This is a genomic window from Klebsiella sp. GW_Kp182 (genome assembly GCF_040062275.1).
GTDB classification, from domain to species: Bacteria; Pseudomonadota; Gammaproteobacteria; order Enterobacterales; family Enterobacteriaceae; genus Klebsiella; species Klebsiella michiganensis.
Genome location: NZ_JBEAFQ010000017.1, coordinates 1 through 17,864 on the forward strand (window position 1 = coordinate 1; position 17,864 = coordinate 17,864).

11 protein-coding genes are annotated in these 17,864 nt (G+C 60.6%); 1 reads left to right on the forward strand and 10 read right to left on the reverse strand.

The genetic code is table 11. The features are described 5' to 3' along the window. Window positions 1-152 precede the first annotated feature (152 nt). Window positions 153-1,232, reverse strand: a complete 1,080-nt coding sequence (gene cobD / locus ABLU88_RS15685) for a threonine-phosphate decarboxylase CobD (RefSeq protein ID WP_348837013.1) — start codon at window positions 1,230-1,232, stop codon at window positions 153-155. 17 nt (window positions 1,233-1,249) lie between these two features. Next, the gene (amiC, locus tag ABLU88_RS15690) at window positions 1,250-2,503 is read right to left on the reverse strand and encodes an N-acetylmuramoyl-L-alanine amidase AmiC (protein ID WP_014226651.1); all 1,254 of its coding nucleotides are present in this window, start codon (window positions 2,501-2,503) and stop codon (window positions 1,250-1,252) included. Window positions 2,504-2,730: 227 nt separating this feature from the next. Here amiC and argA point away from each other — a divergent pair, with 227 nt between their 5' ends. Next, window positions 2,731-4,062 carry an amino-acid N-acetyltransferase gene (gene argA / locus ABLU88_RS15695; protein WP_348837016.1) on the forward strand — a complete coding sequence of 444 codons (1,332 nt, stop codon included), beginning with the start codon at window positions 2,731-2,733 and terminating at the stop codon, window positions 4,060-4,062. A gap of 43 nt (window positions 4,063-4,105) precedes the next feature. Here the strand turns inward: argA and recD are convergent, their stop codons facing one another. The 8 genes from recD to ABLU88_RS15735 form a co-directional block, all read right to left on the reverse strand. Beyond that, window positions 4,106-5,941, reverse strand: a complete 1,836-nt coding sequence (gene recD, locus ABLU88_RS15700) for an exodeoxyribonuclease V subunit alpha (RefSeq protein WP_348837019.1) — start codon at window positions 5,939-5,941, stop codon at window positions 4,106-4,108. Further along, window positions 5,938-9,483 (reverse strand): exodeoxyribonuclease V subunit beta, encoded by a 3,546-nt coding sequence (recB, locus tag ABLU88_RS15705; protein WP_348837022.1) that lies wholly within the window; start codon window positions 9,481-9,483, stop codon window positions 5,938-5,940. The genes recD and recB overlap by 4 nt, the downstream gene beginning before the upstream one ends. After that, window positions 9,480-12,365: a pitrilysin gene (gene ptrA, locus ABLU88_RS15710; RefSeq protein WP_348837025.1), complete on the reverse strand. Its 2,886-nt coding sequence runs from the start codon at window positions 12,363-12,365 to the stop codon at window positions 9,480-9,482. Before ptrA ends, recB begins: the two co-directional genes overlap by 4 nt. A gap of 127 nt (window positions 12,366-12,492) precedes the next feature. Then, a complete protein-coding gene (gene recC, locus ABLU88_RS15715) occupies window positions 12,493-15,867 on the reverse strand; it encodes an exodeoxyribonuclease V subunit gamma (RefSeq protein WP_025107417.1) in 3,375 nt (1,124 codons plus the stop codon). 12 nt (window positions 15,868-15,879) lie between these two features. After that, window positions 15,880-16,203 (reverse strand): prepilin-type N-terminal cleavage/methylation domain-containing protein, encoded by a 324-nt coding sequence (locus ABLU88_RS15720; protein ID WP_014226656.1) that lies wholly within the window; start codon window positions 16,201-16,203, stop codon window positions 15,880-15,882. Then, window positions 16,188-16,601 carry a DUF2509 family protein gene (locus ABLU88_RS15725; protein WP_348837029.1) on the reverse strand — a complete coding sequence of 138 codons (414 nt, stop codon included), beginning with the start codon at window positions 16,599-16,601 and terminating at the stop codon, window positions 16,188-16,190. The genes ABLU88_RS15720 and ABLU88_RS15725 overlap by 16 nt, the downstream gene beginning before the upstream one ends. Beyond that, window positions 16,598-17,161, reverse strand: a complete 564-nt coding sequence (locus tag ABLU88_RS15730; protein ID WP_064404175.1) for a prepilin peptidase-dependent protein — start codon at window positions 17,159-17,161, stop codon at window positions 16,598-16,600. The genes ABLU88_RS15725 and ABLU88_RS15730 overlap by 4 nt, the downstream gene beginning before the upstream one ends. Beyond that, entirely contained in the window at window positions 17,152-17,619 is a 468-nt protein-coding gene (locus ABLU88_RS15735; protein ID WP_025107415.1) for a prepilin peptidase-dependent protein, read from the reverse strand. Before ABLU88_RS15735 ends, ABLU88_RS15730 begins: the two co-directional genes overlap by 10 nt. Between the last annotated feature and the right edge of the window lie 245 nt (window positions 17,620-17,864).

Here is a 17,864-nt window from a genome sequence, read left to right on the forward strand (position 1 = left end):
GCAGCGCGAGCCGGGAAGAAGACCGCAACAAAACCTCATGCTGTGCACCTTCCCCGGAGGCGGGCTACCGGTCCGCAGACGGCTGTAAACCCGTAGCCCGGTCAGCGCAGCGCCACCGGGAAGAACCGCAGACGAACAATGGCGGCAGACATCTACTCGTTAAATACCCGCCTGAAGGCCGTCAGCAGCCGGGTATTTTCCTGCTGGCTGCGGATCGCGACGCGGAAGTAGCGCCCGTCGAGTCCCGGGTAGTTGGCGCAGCTGCGGATCAGGATGTGCTGTTGCAGCATCGCGTATTGCAGATCCAGATCCGCCACGTCGCAGCGCAGAAACAGATAGTTTGCCCGCCCAGGATAGACCGTCAGGCCGGGAATATGGCGCAGCTGATGGTAAAAGCGCTGCCCCTCCTCCGCCAGCCACTGCCAGGTTTGCTGCTGGTAGGCGCTATCCTGGAGAATGATTTCCCCCGCCAGGGCGGCAAACGCGTTTATCGACCACGGCATCTGGCGCTCGCGCATTCTCGCCACCGCCCGCGCATCGCCATTGACCAGATACCCCAGACGCAGGCCGGGAATGGCATAAAACTTGGTCAGCGAACGCAGCACCCACACGTGCGGGTTGTGGCCCAGCAGCGGAATAAATCCCGGCTCGTCGGGGATAAAATCGATAAACGCTTCATCGAGAATCAGGGCAATGCCCAGCGACCGACAGCGTTCAGCAATCATCTCCAGCAGACGGCGCTCGGGCAGCAGGCCGGTAGGATTGTTCGGCGTGCAGAGAAATAAGCAGTCCAGATCCGGCGTCAGGGCGTCAAGAATCGCCCCGGTGAGCTGCCAGCCATCCTCCTCGCGCAGCAGAAATTCCCGCACCGCGCAGTCCACCGACTGCAGCGCCCGGCGATATTCGGCAAAACCCGGAGTGACGATCATCGCCTGGCTCGGCTTCAGCCCCTGAACCAGCGTAAAGATCGCTTCGGTTTCGCCGTTTCCGGCGAGGATCCACGAGGCGGGGATCTGATGGTGTTCCGCCAGCGCAAGGTGCAGCTGCTGATACTCAACGTCAGGGTAGCGTTCGGCGCAGGCCATATTGTCGAGGATGGCGCGCTTTAAACTTTCCGGCATCCCCAGCGGATTAATATTGGCGCTAAAATCCAGCAGCTGCGCCGCAGAGATGCCCATAAGCGCGGCGGCCTCGCGGATATTGCCGCCGTGCGCGCTCTTTAATAGAGCCATTTCACTTTCCTGTTGCGTTACCCTCGCCTTGCCAGCGTCGCGCCGTCGGCGAAGTAGGCTTTAATCCCTGCCAGAATCGACTCTGCAACTTCCTGCTGGAATTTCGCCGTTTTCAATTTACGCTCTTCTTCGACATTACTGATAAACGCGGTTTCCACCAGAATCGATGGAATATCCGGCGCCTTCAGCACCGCGAAGCCCGCCTGCTCAACCCGGTTCTTGTGCAGGTTATTAATGTTGCCCATCTTTTCCAGCACCGCCTTGCCGAACTTCAGGCTGTCGGCGATGGTCAGCGACTGCACCATGTCGAACATCGTGTGGTCGACGTAGCGATCGCCGCTTTTGCTGACGCCGCCGATCAGGTCAGAGGCGTTCTGGGTCTGCGCCAGATACTTAGCCGCGGTACTGGTGGCCCCTTTGGTTGACAGGGCAAACACCGACGATCCGCTGGGCTGGCGGCTGGTAAACGCGTCGGCGTGAATAGAGACAAACAGGTCGGCGCGCTGCTTCTGCGCTTTGGCGACGCGGACCTTCAGCGGGATAAAAACGTCCTCGTTGCGGGTCATATAGACCTTCATATTGCCCTCTTTCTCGATCAGCGCGCGCAGCCGTCGGGCAATCTGCAGCACCACGTCTTTCTCGCGGGTGCGGTATTTTCCCACCGCGCCGGAGTCTTCGCCGCCGTGGCCGGGATCGAGCATGATAACAATGGGCCGATCGCGCCCGGCTTTACCCGGTTTCGGCCCGCTCTCCGCAGGCGGAACCTGCCGCTGAAGATCGCCTTTGTTGTAATCTTCGAGCAGCGCCAGCAGCGGATCCTGCACGTCGGTGGCGTTAGCGGGATAGAGGTCCATGACCAGACGCTCTTTAAACCCGGCGACCGGAGCCAGCGCAAACAGCTGCGGTTTCACGTTCTGTTTCAGCTCAAACACCATGCGCACGGTTTGCGGATCGAACTGCCCCACCCGAGCGGATTGAATATAGGGATCGTCACCGCGAATCTGACTCCCCATACCTTTCAGTACGGAGTTGAGATTAACCCCTTCCAGATCCACCACCACACGTTCAGGATTGCTGAGCGCAAACTGCCGATATTTCAGGATATGGTTGGACTCCACGGTGACGCGCGTGTAGGTCGATGATGGCCAGACGCGTACGGCAACCACCTGCGCCGCGGCAGCTAACCCAACCGGACTCACACTCATTAACCACATGGCGCCCGCCCCCTGTAAAAATCGGCGGCGGCTTAATCCTGACTTGTATCCCGACATGCCACTCCCAAGCAGTAAGAAATCATTCGTATTTAAAACAAACAGATTGACCGGAAACTTTAACGAAAGGCGCATAACCTGTCATCTATAAAAGGGTAAACAATCTTTGACACCCTGATTTGGCTCACACTGTTTTCCCGGCTCAGCCAAAAATTGGGGCTTGCGTTTGCCGGCGAAACAGAATAAAAATACAGTAATTACGAATAATCATGCATTGAGGTTGTGTCATGGTGAAGGAACGTCGCACCGAACTGGTAGAGGGATTCCGCCATTCTGTCCCCTATATTAATGCCCATCGGGGTAAAACGTTTGTCATCATGCTGGGCGGGGAAGCCATCGAGCATGATAATTTCTCTAGTATAGTCAATGACATTGGCCTGCTTCACAGCCTGGGAATTCGTCTGGTGGTGGTCTATGGCGCCCGCCCGCAGATCGATGCCAACCTGGCGGAGCATCGTCACGAGCCGGTTTATCATAAACAAACCCGAGTGACTGACGCCAAAACGCTCGAGCTGGTTAAGCAGGCGGCGGGCATGCTGCAGCTGGAAATTACCGCTCGCCTGTCGATGAGCCTCAACAACACGCCGCTGCAGGGCGCCCATATCAACGTGGTCAGCGGCAACTTCATTATCGCGCAGCCGTTAGGCGTGGATGACGGCGTGGATTACTGCCACAGCGGGCGCATCCGGCGCATCGATGAAGAAGCCATTCACCGCCAGCTGGATAACGGCGCAATCGTGCTGATGGGCCCGGTTGCGGTGTCGGTCACCGGCGAAAGTTTTAACCTGACCTCCGAAGAGATTGCGACCCAGCTGGCGATTAAGCTGAAAGCCGAAAAGATGATCGGCTTCTGCTCATCGCAGGGGGTTCAAAATCAGGATGGCGAGATCGTCCCCGAGCTGTTCCCCAACGAAGCCCAGGCGCGGGTGGAAGAGATGGAAGCGGACGAAGACTACAGCTCCGGCACCGTGCGCTTTCTGCGCGGCGCGGTAAAAGCCTGCCGCAGCGGCGTGCGCCGCTGCCACCTGATCAGCTATCAGGAAAACGGCACCCTGCTGCAGGAGCTGTTCTCACGCGACGGTATCGGTACCCAGATAGTGATGGAGAGCGCCGAGCAGATCCGCCGCGCCACCATTAACGATATCGGCGGCATCCTCGAGCTGATTAGCCCGCTGGAGCAGCAGGGCATTCTGGTCAGGCGTTCGCGCGAACAGCTGGAGATGGAAATCGATAAATTCACCATTATTCAGCGCGACAACACCACCATCGCCTGCGCCGCGCTCTATCCTTTCCCGGAAGAGAAGATCGGCGAAATGGCCTGCGTGGCGGTGCATCCGGATTACCGCAGCTCATCGCGCGGCGAAGTGCTGCTCGAACGCATTGCCGCGCAGGCGAAGCAAATGGGCCTCAGCAAGCTGTTTGTTCTTACGACCCGCAGCATTCACTGGTTCCAGGAGCGCGGATTTACGCCGGTCGACGTCGACCTGCTGCCGGAGAGCAAAAAAGAGATGTACAACTATCAGCGCCGCTCCAAGGTGCTGATGGCAGACCTGGCCTGATCCCTTCTCCCCGGAAAGCGCGCGGCCGACCGGGGAAAAAACCTCACTGGGCGGAAAAGATATCCGTCAGGCCGCTGCGTCGTTCGGTACGCGCAGCCACCGCCTGAGTCAGCACCTGCTCATCGGCATAGATCGACAGCTGCCGTTTCGCACGCGTAATGGCGGTATAAACCAGCTCGCGGGTTACCAGCGGCACGCTGCGCGAAGGCAGGATCAGCGCCGCGTGATCGAACTCCGACCCCTGCGATTTATGCACCGTCATCGCCCAGGCGGTATCGTGCTCCGGCAGACGACTTGGCTGTACCGACTTGATGCTGCCATCGGGCATCGGGAACCAGACGCGCAGGCCATCGCCTCTTTCCAGCGCGATGCCGATATCGCCGTTAAACAGCCCCAGCGCGCTGTCGTTGCGGGAGATCATCACCGGCCGTCCTTCATACCAGCGCGAATGCCGCGGTAACGCGATCGCCCGCTTGCGGTTCAGCATCTGCTCCAGCTGTTCGTTCACGCCGCTGACCCCATACGGCCCCTCGCGCAGCGCACACAGCAGCTGGAATTCGCCAAAGGCGGCGATCATCTCTTCGGGCTCAGCCCGCGCGCGCAGCAGCTGCAGGAAGCGACCGTAGCCCGCCTGCGCCTGATTCAGCATCGCTTCATACTCTTCGGTGGCGTTCAGCGGATACAGGGCGATATCGTCGAACGACTGACGCAGCGTTGCGCGTACCGCGCTGCGCTCGCCGCTGTTCACCGCCCACGCCAGATGGCCGATACCGGAATGGCGACCAAAACGGTAGCTTTTTTGCAGCAGGCACAGGCTGTCGCGCAGCGCACCGGCAACGTTGCCCTCGCCAGCCGGCACCGGCTGGCCGGTCAACCGGGCGAGCTGTGCCGCCCGCGCCGGGGTATAACCTGCATTAACCCAGGCGCAAATATCCCCCAGCACCGCTCCGGCCTCTACCGACGCCAGCTGATCGCGGTCGCCAAGGAAAATCACCCTTCCGTGCTCAGGCAGCGCGTCGATCAGGCGCGACATCATCGGCAGGTCAATCATAGAGGCTTCATCCACCACCAGCACGTCAAGATGCAGCGGGTTGCCGGCGTGATAGCGCATCCGCTGGCTGCCGGGCTGCGCGCCCAGCAGGCGATGGAGGGTGCTGGCTTCGGTAGGCACCAGCGCCTTTTGTTGGTCGCTGAGAGGGAGGCGGCGCAGCGCCGCGCCGAGGGACTCGGTCAGGCGCGCCGCGGCTTTACCGGTCGGCGCCGCCAGGCGAATACGGCAGCGCGGGCTGGAGAACGTCTGGATCAGCGCGGCCAGCAGTTTAGCGACGGTCGTGGTTTTACCGGTGCCCGGACCGCCGGAAATCACCGAAATCCGTCGGGTCAGGGCGACCGCAGCCGCCACTTTTTGCCAGTCCGTTTCCTCGGCGGGCGGAAACAGCGCATCGAGCGTCGAAGCCAGCCGGGCTTCATCCACCTCCAGCACCTGATTGGCCTCATTGAAAAAGCGCGCGACGGTTAATTCGTTGCGCCACATGCGGTTGAGGTAAAGCCGTTCGCCGCAGAGGATCATCGGCGTCGGGCGCTCACCGCCGCTGACCGCTTCAGCATCGTTAAGTAGCGGCAGCCAGCCGTCCGGGGCGCCGGTCAGCTCAAGGATCTGCTCACTCAGGCCTGCCGCTTTTGCGCTCAGCAGCTCATCCTCGGCGAGACGCGAAATCGGCAGGCAGACGTGGCCTTCACCGGCATCGCGGCTGAGAATGGCGGCGGTGAGCTTCACCGCCGGATGCGCCTCCTGCGCCACCATGAGCGCAAACTGGACGTCCAGCGGGCGCAGCAGGCGCTGTTCAACCGCCTGCAGTAACAGTTCATCCATGGTCATAGCACAACCTCCTGGGTTTCCCCGGCAAACAGCGCATCGAGGCCGTTAATCAGCGGCAGCGCCGGCCGGGTGGTGAAGATACCCTGCCCGCCGTCCTGCCCGTCCATGCCGCGTAAAAAGAGATAAATAACGCCGCCGAAGTGGCGTTCGTAATCATAATCGGCAATGCGGTGGCGTAAATATCGGTGCAGCGCCAGGCTATAGAGCTGGTACTGCAAATCGTAACGGTGCGAACGCATTGCCTGCCGCATCGCGTCCTGGGTATAGGCCTCGCGATTTTCCCCCAGCCAGTTGGATTTGTAATCCAGCAGGTAATAGCGGCCGTTGTGGCGAAACACCAGGTCGATAAAGCCTTTCAGCATCCCCCGCACCTGGCGGAAATCGAGCGTTGGGGTATCCACAGAGAGCGGATCGTACTGACGAATCAGCGCATCCAGACGCCGGGGATCCAGCGGCTGTTCGATGGGCAGATAAAACGCCATCTCCACCTGTTTATCGCCTTCGCCCAGCTGATTAAGGGCGATGCCCGCACCGGGCAGAGGGGTACGCAGCACGCCGTCGAGCCATGCGGTCAGCACCGGGGTCCACTTTTCCTCGAAGCCGCTCAGCTGGAGCCTGGCCGCCATCCAGTCGGCGGGAACCGGCTGGGTAAAATCGAGATCTTCGAACAAACTGTGGAGAAACGTCCCCGGCGACGCGCCGCGCGGGAACTGGTGCGGAGTAAGCTGCGGCTCTTCCGCAACCTCACCGACGCCGGCGGCATCGACATCCAGACGCGGCAGAAGATCCTGCGCCGCGCTGTGTCCATTCTGCTGCAGGCCGGAGTAGCTGGTGACCCGCCAGTCATCGGTCACCGAACGCGCGAGCAAACGGGCTGAAAGCGGCGGTAGCGCCGCCTGCGGAGCCTGCCACGGAGTTGGCGCAGCCGTATCCGGGAGCTGCAGGGCGATCTCCCCGCTGCAGAACGCCTGCAGGCGCGCCATCAGCCCTGCGGCATCCATCGCTTCCCCGCCCTGCAGCAGGCGGCCCAGCGCGCTGTGGTGAAAATCGCTGGCGCCGGGCTTGTCGCTGCGCCGGGTGCTGAGCGGCGCAACGCCAAGGCTGCAGTGCCAGACCGCACGGGTCAGCGCGACGTAAAGCAGGCGCAGATCTTCGGCCAGGCGTTCGGCCTCCGCCAGCTCCATGCTGCCCTCCGCCTGCCCCAGGTCGAGAACGGCGGCAAAGGAGGTTCTGTCGTGATAAAACGCCTGATCCTGTTTACGGAAACGCGCAATAAACGGCAGCCAGACCAGCGGATACTCCAGCCCTTTCGATTTATGGATGGTGACGATCTGCACCAGGTGCTTATCGCTCTCCAGGCGCATCTGCTGGCTGGAGGCGTTGCTATCCGGCTCGGCGATATGCTGCGCCAGCCAGCGCACCAGGGCATGTTCGCTCTCCAGCTGGTTCGCCGCCTCCTGTAGCAGCTCGCTGATATGCAGGATATCGGTCAGGCGCCGCTCGCCGCCGCTGGTCGCCAGCAGGTTTTCGGCAATGCGCCGCGCGGTCATCAGCGCCCGCAGCATCGGCATCACGCCGCGCTGCCGCCAGACTTGCCGGTAGCCGCTAAACTCTTCTACCAGCTCATCCCACGCCCGTTCGCTCTGGTTGAGGTTTTCAATGTCCTGCGCGTTGAGGCCGAACATTGCGGTCGCCAGCGCGCTGCGCAGGGTATTTTCCCGCTCGGGGGCCAGCACCGCCTGCAGCACCCACAGCAGCTCCTGCGCCTCGGGGGTTTCAAACACGCTATCGCGGTTGGAGAGATACACGGAGGGAATCGACAGCAGCTGAAGGGCATCGCGAATTAACGACGCCTCCTGACGATTGCGCACCAGCACCGTGATGTCCGAAGCCCGCACGGGTTCAGCTTTTTCACCGCGCCACAGCAGCGCTTTGCCCTGCTGACCCGCGCTGAGCCAGTCGCGAATTTGCGCCGCGCACAGCTGGGCCATAAACGCCTGATAATCCCCCGCCCCAACGGCCTCGCCCGACATCAGCCAGATATTCATCGCCGGTACCGCAGCATCATCGACGGTAAAGCGCAGCCCCTGGTTTTTATCGGCCGACTTCACCGGCATAAACGGGATTTCGCGGAACATAAAGGGGTTATCGCTGAGGCTAAACAGGCGATTGACGCTATCAACCATCCCCGGCGCGGAGCGCCAGTTGGTGTCGAGCGTATAGTGGGCGGTGACGTCCCCACGCGCTTTCATGTAGGTAAAGATATCCGCGCCGCGGAAGGCGTAAATGGCCTGTTTGGGGTCACCAATCAGCAGCAGCGCGGTGTCTGCCTGGCGCCGCCAGATGCGGCGAAAGATTCGGTACTGCTGGGGGTCGGTATCCTGAAATTCGTCGATCATCGCCACCGGAAAGCGCTGGCGAATCGCGCTGGCCAGCGCTTCGCCGCTCTCCCCGCGCAGGGCGTCATCCAGGCGGCTAAGCATATCGTCAAAGCCCAGCTCGCCGCGGCGGCGTTTCTCCCGCGCGACCGCTTCGCGGATTTCAACCATCGCCCTGGCAATCACCAGGTCGGTCAAGGTTAACGGTGTCGCCAGCAGCGCTTCTACCGCGCTGAACAGCGGGTGTACCGGCGGCGCGCCGTCCGCTTTGGTGCGCTCAAGCAAGAAGGCCTGGGAGAACTTCTCCAGCGCATCCGGAAGCTGGTAGCTGAGGGTCTCTTCCTGGGCCCAGGCGGTCACTTTCTCCAGCCATTTCCCCTGATTGCCGCGATTAAACTTGCGCCGGTCGAGGCCCGAGTTTTCCAGCACCGCCTCAACCTCGCCCACCTGTGCCAGCCACTGCTGCTTCAGCGCGTTGATGCGTTCGATAATTTGCTGATGGCGTTCGGCCAGCGTTTCGTCAGCCGGCGGCGGCGATTTGAGCTGCGGCGCCTCTCCCTGTAGCCAGCGGTCGATGGATTTCAGCAGATCGCGCGGCCCTTTCCACGCTTCGTGGATAACCGCCGCAATGTCACGCGGCAGCGGATAACAGTGGCGACGCCAGAAGTCGGCGCAGGCCTGATAGCGCAGGCGGGATTCATCTTCAATCAGCTGCTGTTCGAACAGCATGCCGGACTCAAAGGCGTTAAGGCTCAGCATCCGCTGGCAGAAGCCGTGAATGGTAAATACCGCCGCTTCGTCCATCTGCCGTTCGGCCAGCAGCAGCGTTTGCGCCGCCTGGGTTTTATCGGCGATTTCCGCCAGCAGCCCGGCGTAGAGAGAATTGTCGGTACTTTCGCGCAGGCAGGCGATACGCAGCTCGTGGATATTGCTGCGAATACGCCCGCGCAGCTCTTCGGTCGCCGCTTCGGTAAAGGTCACTACCAGCAGCTCTTCCACGCTGACCTGGCGGGGAAAGGCGGATTCCCCGCCCAGCCCCAGCAGCAGCCGCAGATAGAGGGCGGCAATGGTAAAGGTTTTTCCTGTGCCCGCAGAGGCTTCTATCAGGCGCTCGCCCGTCAGGGGCAAGCGCAGTGGGTCAAGAGACTCGGCGGTGTCGGTCATTCATTCTCTCGCATCAGGGGTAAGGATTTCTGCAATGCGCTGACGTTCTCCCAGACTTTGCCATCCTGCGGATGCGCGTATTCCGCCTTGCCATTCTGGCTACCGGAAACCTGGGAGAGAATTGCCATGCCCTGCGGATCCACCACCGTCTGATGGAAGAAGTCGGCAAGCTTTTGCGGCGTCAGCAGTTTAATCTGAGCCACTACTTTATCACGTGAATCGAAGCGCATATTACCGCGATCGAAATCTTTGCTCAGCTTCGACGCTTCATCGTCCAGCGTTTGCGGCGCTTCCAGCATCTGACCGATCACCGCCTGCTGAATCTGCGCAAACTCTTCCGGCTTCATTGCCCGCAGTTTGGCTTCCGCCGTGGGGAAGAAGGCCTGGAAACGCTGCCAGAGGTAAGCCGGCTGCTTATCGCTGCTTTGCAGCAGGAAGCCCATCCCCCACTGGCGGCCAACGTTCATCGAGAAGGCGAAGACCGCGTAGCCCAGCTGCTCTTCCGTACGTAGCTGGTTATAGAACCACGGCTGTACGATTTGCCCGAGGAGCGAGCTGGCGGCAGAGCTGGCGTATTCGTCCACGTTCGGCGGCGCGAAGACGGCGGCCAGCGCGGAATCGGTACTGTTGCCCGCTTTTTCAAAAATCGCCAGCTGTTTACGATCGACCAGAACGTCTTTGTTACGGCACCACTCGTTGCCGTCAGCGCCCAGCTGTTTTTGAATCTGCCGCGCCATGGCGGTGGATTGATCGGCGGTAAGATTACCGATGACCATCAGCTCCGGTCGCCCTTTCGCCTTGAGATTATCGCGGTATTCCAGCACCTCTTTCAGGGTGATCGATGGCAGCAGCGCCCGACGCTCTTCGCGCTGGAAGTACGGCACCTGAGAAACCATCTGAATCGGCATGATCGCCTGATCGTAGGCTTTGCCTTTATCCGCCGAATCCATCATCTGGGCGTACCAGGATTTAGCCTGCTCCAGCTGCTCTTCGGTTGGCGTATAGCTGAAGTAACCGTCGAGCAGGGCGTTAAACAGCTCAGGTAGATGCTGCGTATAGCCGTTGGCGTTAACCATCAGGCCGTTATTCGCGCCGGTAGAGAAGCTTATCCCCCCGACCGCCGCCTGGTTGCTGAGCTGGTCGAGCGCAATGCCCGCCAGATAATCATTGAGCGCAAACATCACCTGCCGGCGGGCGCTGTCCATTGCCTGCGGGTTACGCAGAACCAGCGAAATATCCGCTTTCGGTTCGCTGGCGAAGTACTGGCTCGGCGCGTAAATCACCCGCAGCGTCGGTTCATCTACAATCAGCTGCGGATGCGGGTAAGCCTTGTCGCTTTTGATTAAGCTGAAATCATCCGGAATATAGGGGTTCAGCACCGGCAGCTTGAGGTCGATGGCGCTGGACTTCTGCTGCCAGTCGGCAAAGGTCTGCTCGCTGATCTTATCCACCTGATAGGGCGCATTGACGAAGTAGGCAGTCTTGTTATGCGGCTCTTTCGGGCTGATGTACCAGATGCGGGCGTTTTGCGGCGTCATCATCGCCAGGCGGTCTTCGATCGCCTGCGGATCGTAGCGATCGGCAATGTTGACAACGTCCAGCGTATGCTCGACCGGCACGCGGATCATGGTGTCCGCCAGCCATTCGACGTAATCCATATTGCGGTTGATGGACGGGTAGCGGAAGTCGAGCGCCAGCACGTGGGCCAGCTCATCAAAATAGCGCTTATCGATTCCCTGGCTGCGCAGCAGATTGAGGTAGCTGAAGATGGCCGCGGTAACTTCATCGCGGTGCGCCAGACCTTTGTCCGTCAGGGTCGCGGATATAGCCAGCACCCCGCTGTTGCCGTTCACCACCGGGTCGGAGTCCGCGCGAATCCCTTCAACCAGCCCCTGCTTTTGCAGCCAGTCTGAGAGCGTGCCGGGACTGCGATTACCGATCATATAGGTCACCAGCTCGTCGGTTTTGCTGCGGAACTTGTCGCTATTATTATCAATGCGGAACTCCACGCGCAGCACTTTACGCGGCATCGCCGGAACGTAGTGAATGATGATGCCCTTTTGCGCATCGGTCACCACCGGGACGGTAATCTCCGGTTTGCTGATATCGTGGTTCGGCACGCGACCGTAGGTGGCCGCCGCGATGCTCGCCAGCTCCGGCAGAGGCTTGTTGCTGTAGATCACCGCTTTCATCAGGTTGGCGGAATACCAGCTATCGCGAAAGGCGTGCAGGGCATCAAGCACCGGTTTGCCGGGCTTGTCGCTCAACGTTTCAAGGTTACCGCCGGAAAACTGCGAGCCGGGGTGCGCCGGGTTAATGGTTTCCGCGCTAACCTGCGCCATTCGCATCCCGTCCCGGGTACGCGCCATCGTGAGCTCGGCGTTAACCGCATTACGCTCGCGGTCGGCATATTTTTTATCCAGCAGCGGCGCGGCGATGGCGTCGGCCAGGCGATCGACCGCGCCGTCCAGGGCATCGTTTTCCACTTCGAGATAGAAGGCGGTGCGATACGGGGCGGTGCTGGCATTGTGGCTGCCGCCGTGCATTTTGAGATACTCGGCGAGGCTGTCAGGCTGGGGATACTTTTTCGAGCCCATCAGCGTCATATGCTCCAGGAAGTGAGCCAGCCCCTGATGCTCGGCGGGATCCTGCAGCGATCCCACGGGAACGACCAGCGCCGACAGCGATTTTACCGCCTGGGGATCGGAAACCAGCAGCACTACCATGCCGTTATCGAGGCGGATCGCCTGATATTGACGGGTATCTTTTTCGCTTTTACGGATGGTTTCCTGGATCGGTTGCCATCCGGTGTCTGCCTGACTTAACGGCGCCCAAAGGGCGGCCAGTAAAACAATAACCTTGAACCATAAACTGCGGGGCATTCACGGACCTCATCATTAACAAACCTGGCGCTGCATAATTGGCAGCCTTTATAAACATCAGTCCGTGATTCGTTGCGCATCATAAATGAACTGCCATCCAGTGCGCAATTTTTATACTATTACAATGTTATTCGGACTGATGGAAACGAAACACCGGTAGCAAATAACGCTGCGTTTGCGTCAGGATCTCTTCATAGTATTCCGCTTCCAGCGTGCGCCACAGGCGCTGATACCAGACGTCGGCACCTTCGCCGCTGACCACCATGTTCCCTTCATAAGCCTGAAGAAATTTACTGCGCGCTTTTTGCTGCGTCTCTTCGTCCATTAACATGACATCCTTTTCGGCGTCATAACAGACTTTTAGCCATGCGCCGCCGCTTTCCGGCAGCAGCAGCAGCGGTTTGGACATTCCCTGCAGGTAACCGTCAACCAGATCGTTGAGGTAGCCCTGGGCCTGCTCCTGCGCCAGCGGTGGAAAACGCCACTCGCCCTCTTTGCGCACAAACAGCCGACTTTCGCCGGTACCGCCGCTAGCACAATAGACAAGATGCTCCAGCCAAAGTTGCATCCCCTGCGCCACGCTTAATAGCGAAGGCCGCCAGCGCAGCAAACCGTCGGATTGTACCTGCTGCAGCCAGCCGGTTATGTTGACTCCGTTGCATTGCAGATCGATTTCCATGCTCTGCCCCGGCTGGCGGCAGGCGATCACCCGTTCGGCCAGATTTTGCATCTCCTGACGCTGGGTCTCCCAGGCCAGTTCGCCGAAAGCGCCATAGGGTAGCTCCCCGGCGGCACGGAAGCGGCGATACATTGCCGAGGCGTCCTGCTGCTCAATCAGCGTATTGAGCAGCTGCTGGTTCAACTGATAGCGGCTCAGCCCTTCGAGGGTAAAAGGTTCATCATCGGGGATCTCGCTCTCCTCCGAGCGGAAATTCACCCGCAGCCGCTGCTGAAAGAACGCGCGCACAGGATGCTGCCAAAAGCGCAGCAGCTGTTCGAACGGTAAGTGATCGATGTCCGGTACCGGTAGCGGCTGGATGAACGCGCCGTGCGCTTCCCCCTGCTGGCTGGCGGCCGCCAGCCATTCCCGGGCATAGCTTTGATCTTCATTAGCCAGAAAATTGGCGGCATCGAAAGGCATGCGGGTATGCAGATGCGTGATGTGCTCTTTGACCCGCCGTTCGCTGGCATCGCAGTCCAGCTCTTCGTCCCCTTCCAGACAGTGGCTCTGGCCGATGTAGTCCGCCAGCTCCTGAACCAGAACGGAGGGATAGCGCTCGCTATTGTCCTGAATGGAACGGCCGATATAGCTGATATAGAGCTTCTGCTCGGCCGACATCAGGGCTTCAAGGAACAGATAGCGGTCGTCGTCGCGACGGCTACGGTCTCCGCGCTGCGGCTTCTGGCTCATTAAATCGAAGCCCAGCGGCGCCAGGGTGCGCGGATAAACGCCGTCGTTCATCCCCAGCAGGCAGACCACCTTGAAAGGAATCGAACGCATCGGCATCAGGGTACAAATGTTAACCGGGCCGGCGAGAAAGCGCTGGCTGATGCGCTGCTGATCGAGCCTCTGGGACAGCTCATCGCGCAGCAAAGAGAGCGGTACCGTTTCGCCATACTGCGCGTCGACGCCGCCGTCAATCACCGCCTGCCACTGCTGTTCTATCAGCGCCAGGGCGGCTTCCGTTTCGCTGTCCGGAAGGAAGAAGTCGTTCAGCAGGTCGCGGCATACCGGCAGCCACTCGGCTAATGGGCGATCCTGGGCCAGCCCGCGGCGCCAGAGATTAAGCTGCATCAGCAGCGATGCCAGGTTGCCCACCAGCTCGGCGATAAGCCCGCTCGACTCATCATAAGGCAGCACCGAGCGCCACTCCCCTTCGCTGCTGTCCATGGCGTAGCCCAACAGCATGCGCGTCAGGCCAAAGCGCCAGGTATGCTGGCCGGTAGCCGGGAGATCGAGTTCACGCACATTGTCGTCATCCATTCCCCAGCGTACGCCGGATTCGTTAACCCACTGGCGCAGGTAGCGCAGCCCCTCTTCGTTAATGTTAAAGCGCGCGGCCAGCACCGGCACATCCAGCAGCGCCAGCACGTCTTCGCTGGCAAAGCGGCTGTCGGGCAGCGAAAGCAGGGTGATAAACGCCTGCAGCGCCGGATGCGATTCGCGGGCCCGCCGGTCGGATATCGCCCACGGCAGCCAGCGCTCGCCGCTGGCGCTGCCGAAGACCGCCTGAATATAGGGGCTGTAGCTATCGATATCCGCCACCATGACGATAATATCGCGCGGCGTGAGCTCGGGATTCTCTTCGAGCATCGCCAGCAGCCGGTCGTGCAGTACCTCAACCTCGCGCTGCGGGCTATGGCAGACATGAATCGTCAGGCTGCGGTCGTCCGCCGCCAGCAACCGCTTGCTGCGGCTGTTGGCAAACTCCTCGGCGCTGCGCCCGGCCACCGCCGCATTACGCAGTTCGAGAATATCCGCCTGAAGATTATGCAGCAGGTTATCCGGCGCGATATCGACAAAGGCGTCCAGCTCTTCATAGCGCTCAAGACCCGCCAGCAGGTAGATATAGTCGCGCCCCAGCTTGCCCCAGGAGGCCAGCAGCGGATTGCCGACATCCTGTTCCCCGGCATCGTTGAATAACCCCGGAGCCTGTTGCGTATCGCGAAACAGGGGCAGCTCTCGCGTCGTTTCGCGGTGGTGGCGGCGCTGGCGGGAGAGCAGCTTTGCCAGAAATGCCGGATCTTTGATGTCGCCCCAGTAGTAGCGGCACGGGTTAGTGAAGAGAACATATACATCGACATGCTTACCCAGCGCCTGGAGCGCCTGCAGATATACCGGCGGCAGCGCCGAAATCCCGCAGATAAAGACCCGCGACGGTAGCCCGGCGGGCGGCTGTTCGGCGGCCTCAAGCGCGCTGATAAAGCGTTGGTATAAATTGGCGCGATGCCACAGCGGCTGGCCCAGCTCAGCGGTATATTCCACCAGCGCTTTCCACAGCGGCGCCTGCCACTCCTGCGCGTCTCCAAGCCCGTCAACGCGCTGGTCGGCCTCCCAGCGCATCAGCCACTCGGGGCGATAAACCAGATACTGGTCATAGAGATCCGCGACTCTGGCGGCCAGCTGAAACAGCTTGCGCTTGTCGCTATCGTCGTGCAGATAGTGGCGCAGTAGCGTAAAGGCTTCATCGTTCAGCCGCTGCGGTAGCAGGGTCATGAGTTTCCAGCTCATACTTTGCTTGCTGAACGCGCTTTCTCCGGGAATATCTTTTAACACCCGCACGAACATGTCCCAGATAAAACTGGCGGGTAGCGGGAACTCAATGTTGGCCGCAATCCCGAAGCGCTGCGCCAGCGTCATCTGCAGCCACTGCGCCATCCCGGTACTCTGTACCAGCACCATTTCCGGCATAAAAGGGTCATCCAGCCGCTGGCGCTCGACGATAAACTCCATCAAGGCTTCAAGCACATCCAGACGGTTTGAGTGGTACACCCTTAACATATTCGCTCCTGGCTACTGACTGACCGGGCAGTGCAGCCGGGTCATCTGCGCCCGCCTGGCTGCGGGCATCGTGATCGTTACCGTGATGCTGACACATCTTTGCACCGATGTCTGCATGCGGGACACCTGGCGATTCGCGGGAATCACCGGTGGGCTAAGCTGACTGAATCGCCACGCATCGCGCCACAGCTGACGGTACTGGTTGAGCTGCATAAAGCCGTTGGCCAGCCCACGCTGATAGCCCGCCAGCGCGGTCACGGTTGCGATAAGCAAGACTAAAGCCAGCAGCGTTTCGGGCAGGCTAAACCCTCTCTGCCGCCTCAGGGCATCTGGCATAGGCTCGCCTCCTTTAACGGGCAAAAATCGCTCCAGCCGTGGGGCGAAAAGCGGACGCGGTTTTGTTCGATTGCGCCTGACTGCCACAGCAGCATGCCGCCGCCATCGCTGCCGCCAATCAGCAATACCGAGGCGTCGCTAAAGACGCGCAGGCAGGCGCGCCAGCCGAGCGCCGCGTTCTGCTGGCAGCTAACCGTTTCCTGAAGCGGCCAGACGAGCCCCTTCCCCCACTGCAGCGCGGAATGCGCATCAGCGGCATCGCCAAGCGCCCGCGTTTCGCTGGCCGTCTGCGCTAACAGCGAACGCTGCTGCTGGTGCAGTCCCTGGAGTAATAGCGTGCCGAGCGCTAACAGCAGCAGCACCATCAGCAGCGAAGAGAGCCCGCGCTGGCGATTCACAGGTTATATCCCGTTACGCCGTATTCCGCCCGCGCGCGGATTTGCGGGTCGGCGACCGAGTGCGCCGCCAGCGTAATCGATAATTCCGGCGCGAAGCCCGCCCTCTCCAGGCGCGTAACTTGAAACGCGGTGATCTGAATCGCCGCCGGGTTGGTCATTTTCTCCCAGCCTTTGCCGCTGCAGGCGCTTGCGCCGCGCAGGGTTTCCAGCGCGCCATCGCGCAGGCGAAACCCGGTGGTATCCGATTCCGATGACGGCGCGCTATTCCAGACGCCATCGCTGTTGCTATCCCAGCTCACCAGCAGGCAATCACCGCCCTCTGCGATATACAGCGCCTGCCCGTAACAGCGGCCGCGGCAGTATCCGGCGCGCTGCAGATGCTTCGCGACGGTGTAGATTCGCTGCCAGAGCTCATTTTCCAGCGACTGCTGCCGGGTCTGGCGAAGCGCGGCCCACTGCAGCGCCGGAAGAAAACGCGCGCTGCCGAGCAGCAGCACGGAGCTGATGGCCATCGCGATCAGCGTTTCCGGCAGGGAAAAGCCGCGCTGTTTTACAGACACGATGCCGTCTCCTCGCCGCGACACAGGCGGATGCGCCCCCAGTGAGAAACGATAATGTTCCAGCCGCCCGCCGCGCTTTGCAGGCGGATATGCCCGGCCCAGGCGGTATTACGCAGGCCATAAAACCCCAGCCCCGGCGTCATCGCGCTGAGCGAAACCTCCGGCCATAGCGGTTGCAGCGTGAAAGCGTCCCTGCGGAGACAGTCGGCCATCGCCCCGCTGGCGCTCAGGCACCAGCCCTCCGCGCTTTGGCCGACGCTTAATACCCTGTCGCGGTTGTGCCAGTTGGCGTCATCGCGTAGCAGCACCAGGTAGTCGCGGACCTGGCAGGCGGTTTGCCACAGGCGCTGCTGCCGTTGCCAGCTCTGCCAGCCGTACAGCCCGCTGGCGCCGAGAATGACGACCACGACCATGGTGAGCAGGGTTTCAATCAGGGTATAGCCATGTTCTCTGTTCATGGGCCAAGTATGCGGAGCATTGAGGCTTTATTCGAACGGTAAAATGCGGGTTTGCGGCGCGCGCCGGAGAGTATTAAAGGCGTTGCAGCGGGTTTCAACAGTGCCGGAAATCTGCTCGCAAAAAAGCGTTCCGTTGGGGGAATAAAGCTGGCCGTCGGCTCGGCTGAGGCATAAAAAAACCGGCGCGCAGGTGAACTGACCCCATAATGTTGGACGGTTTATATCAAGCGGCTATCAGGGCCTGA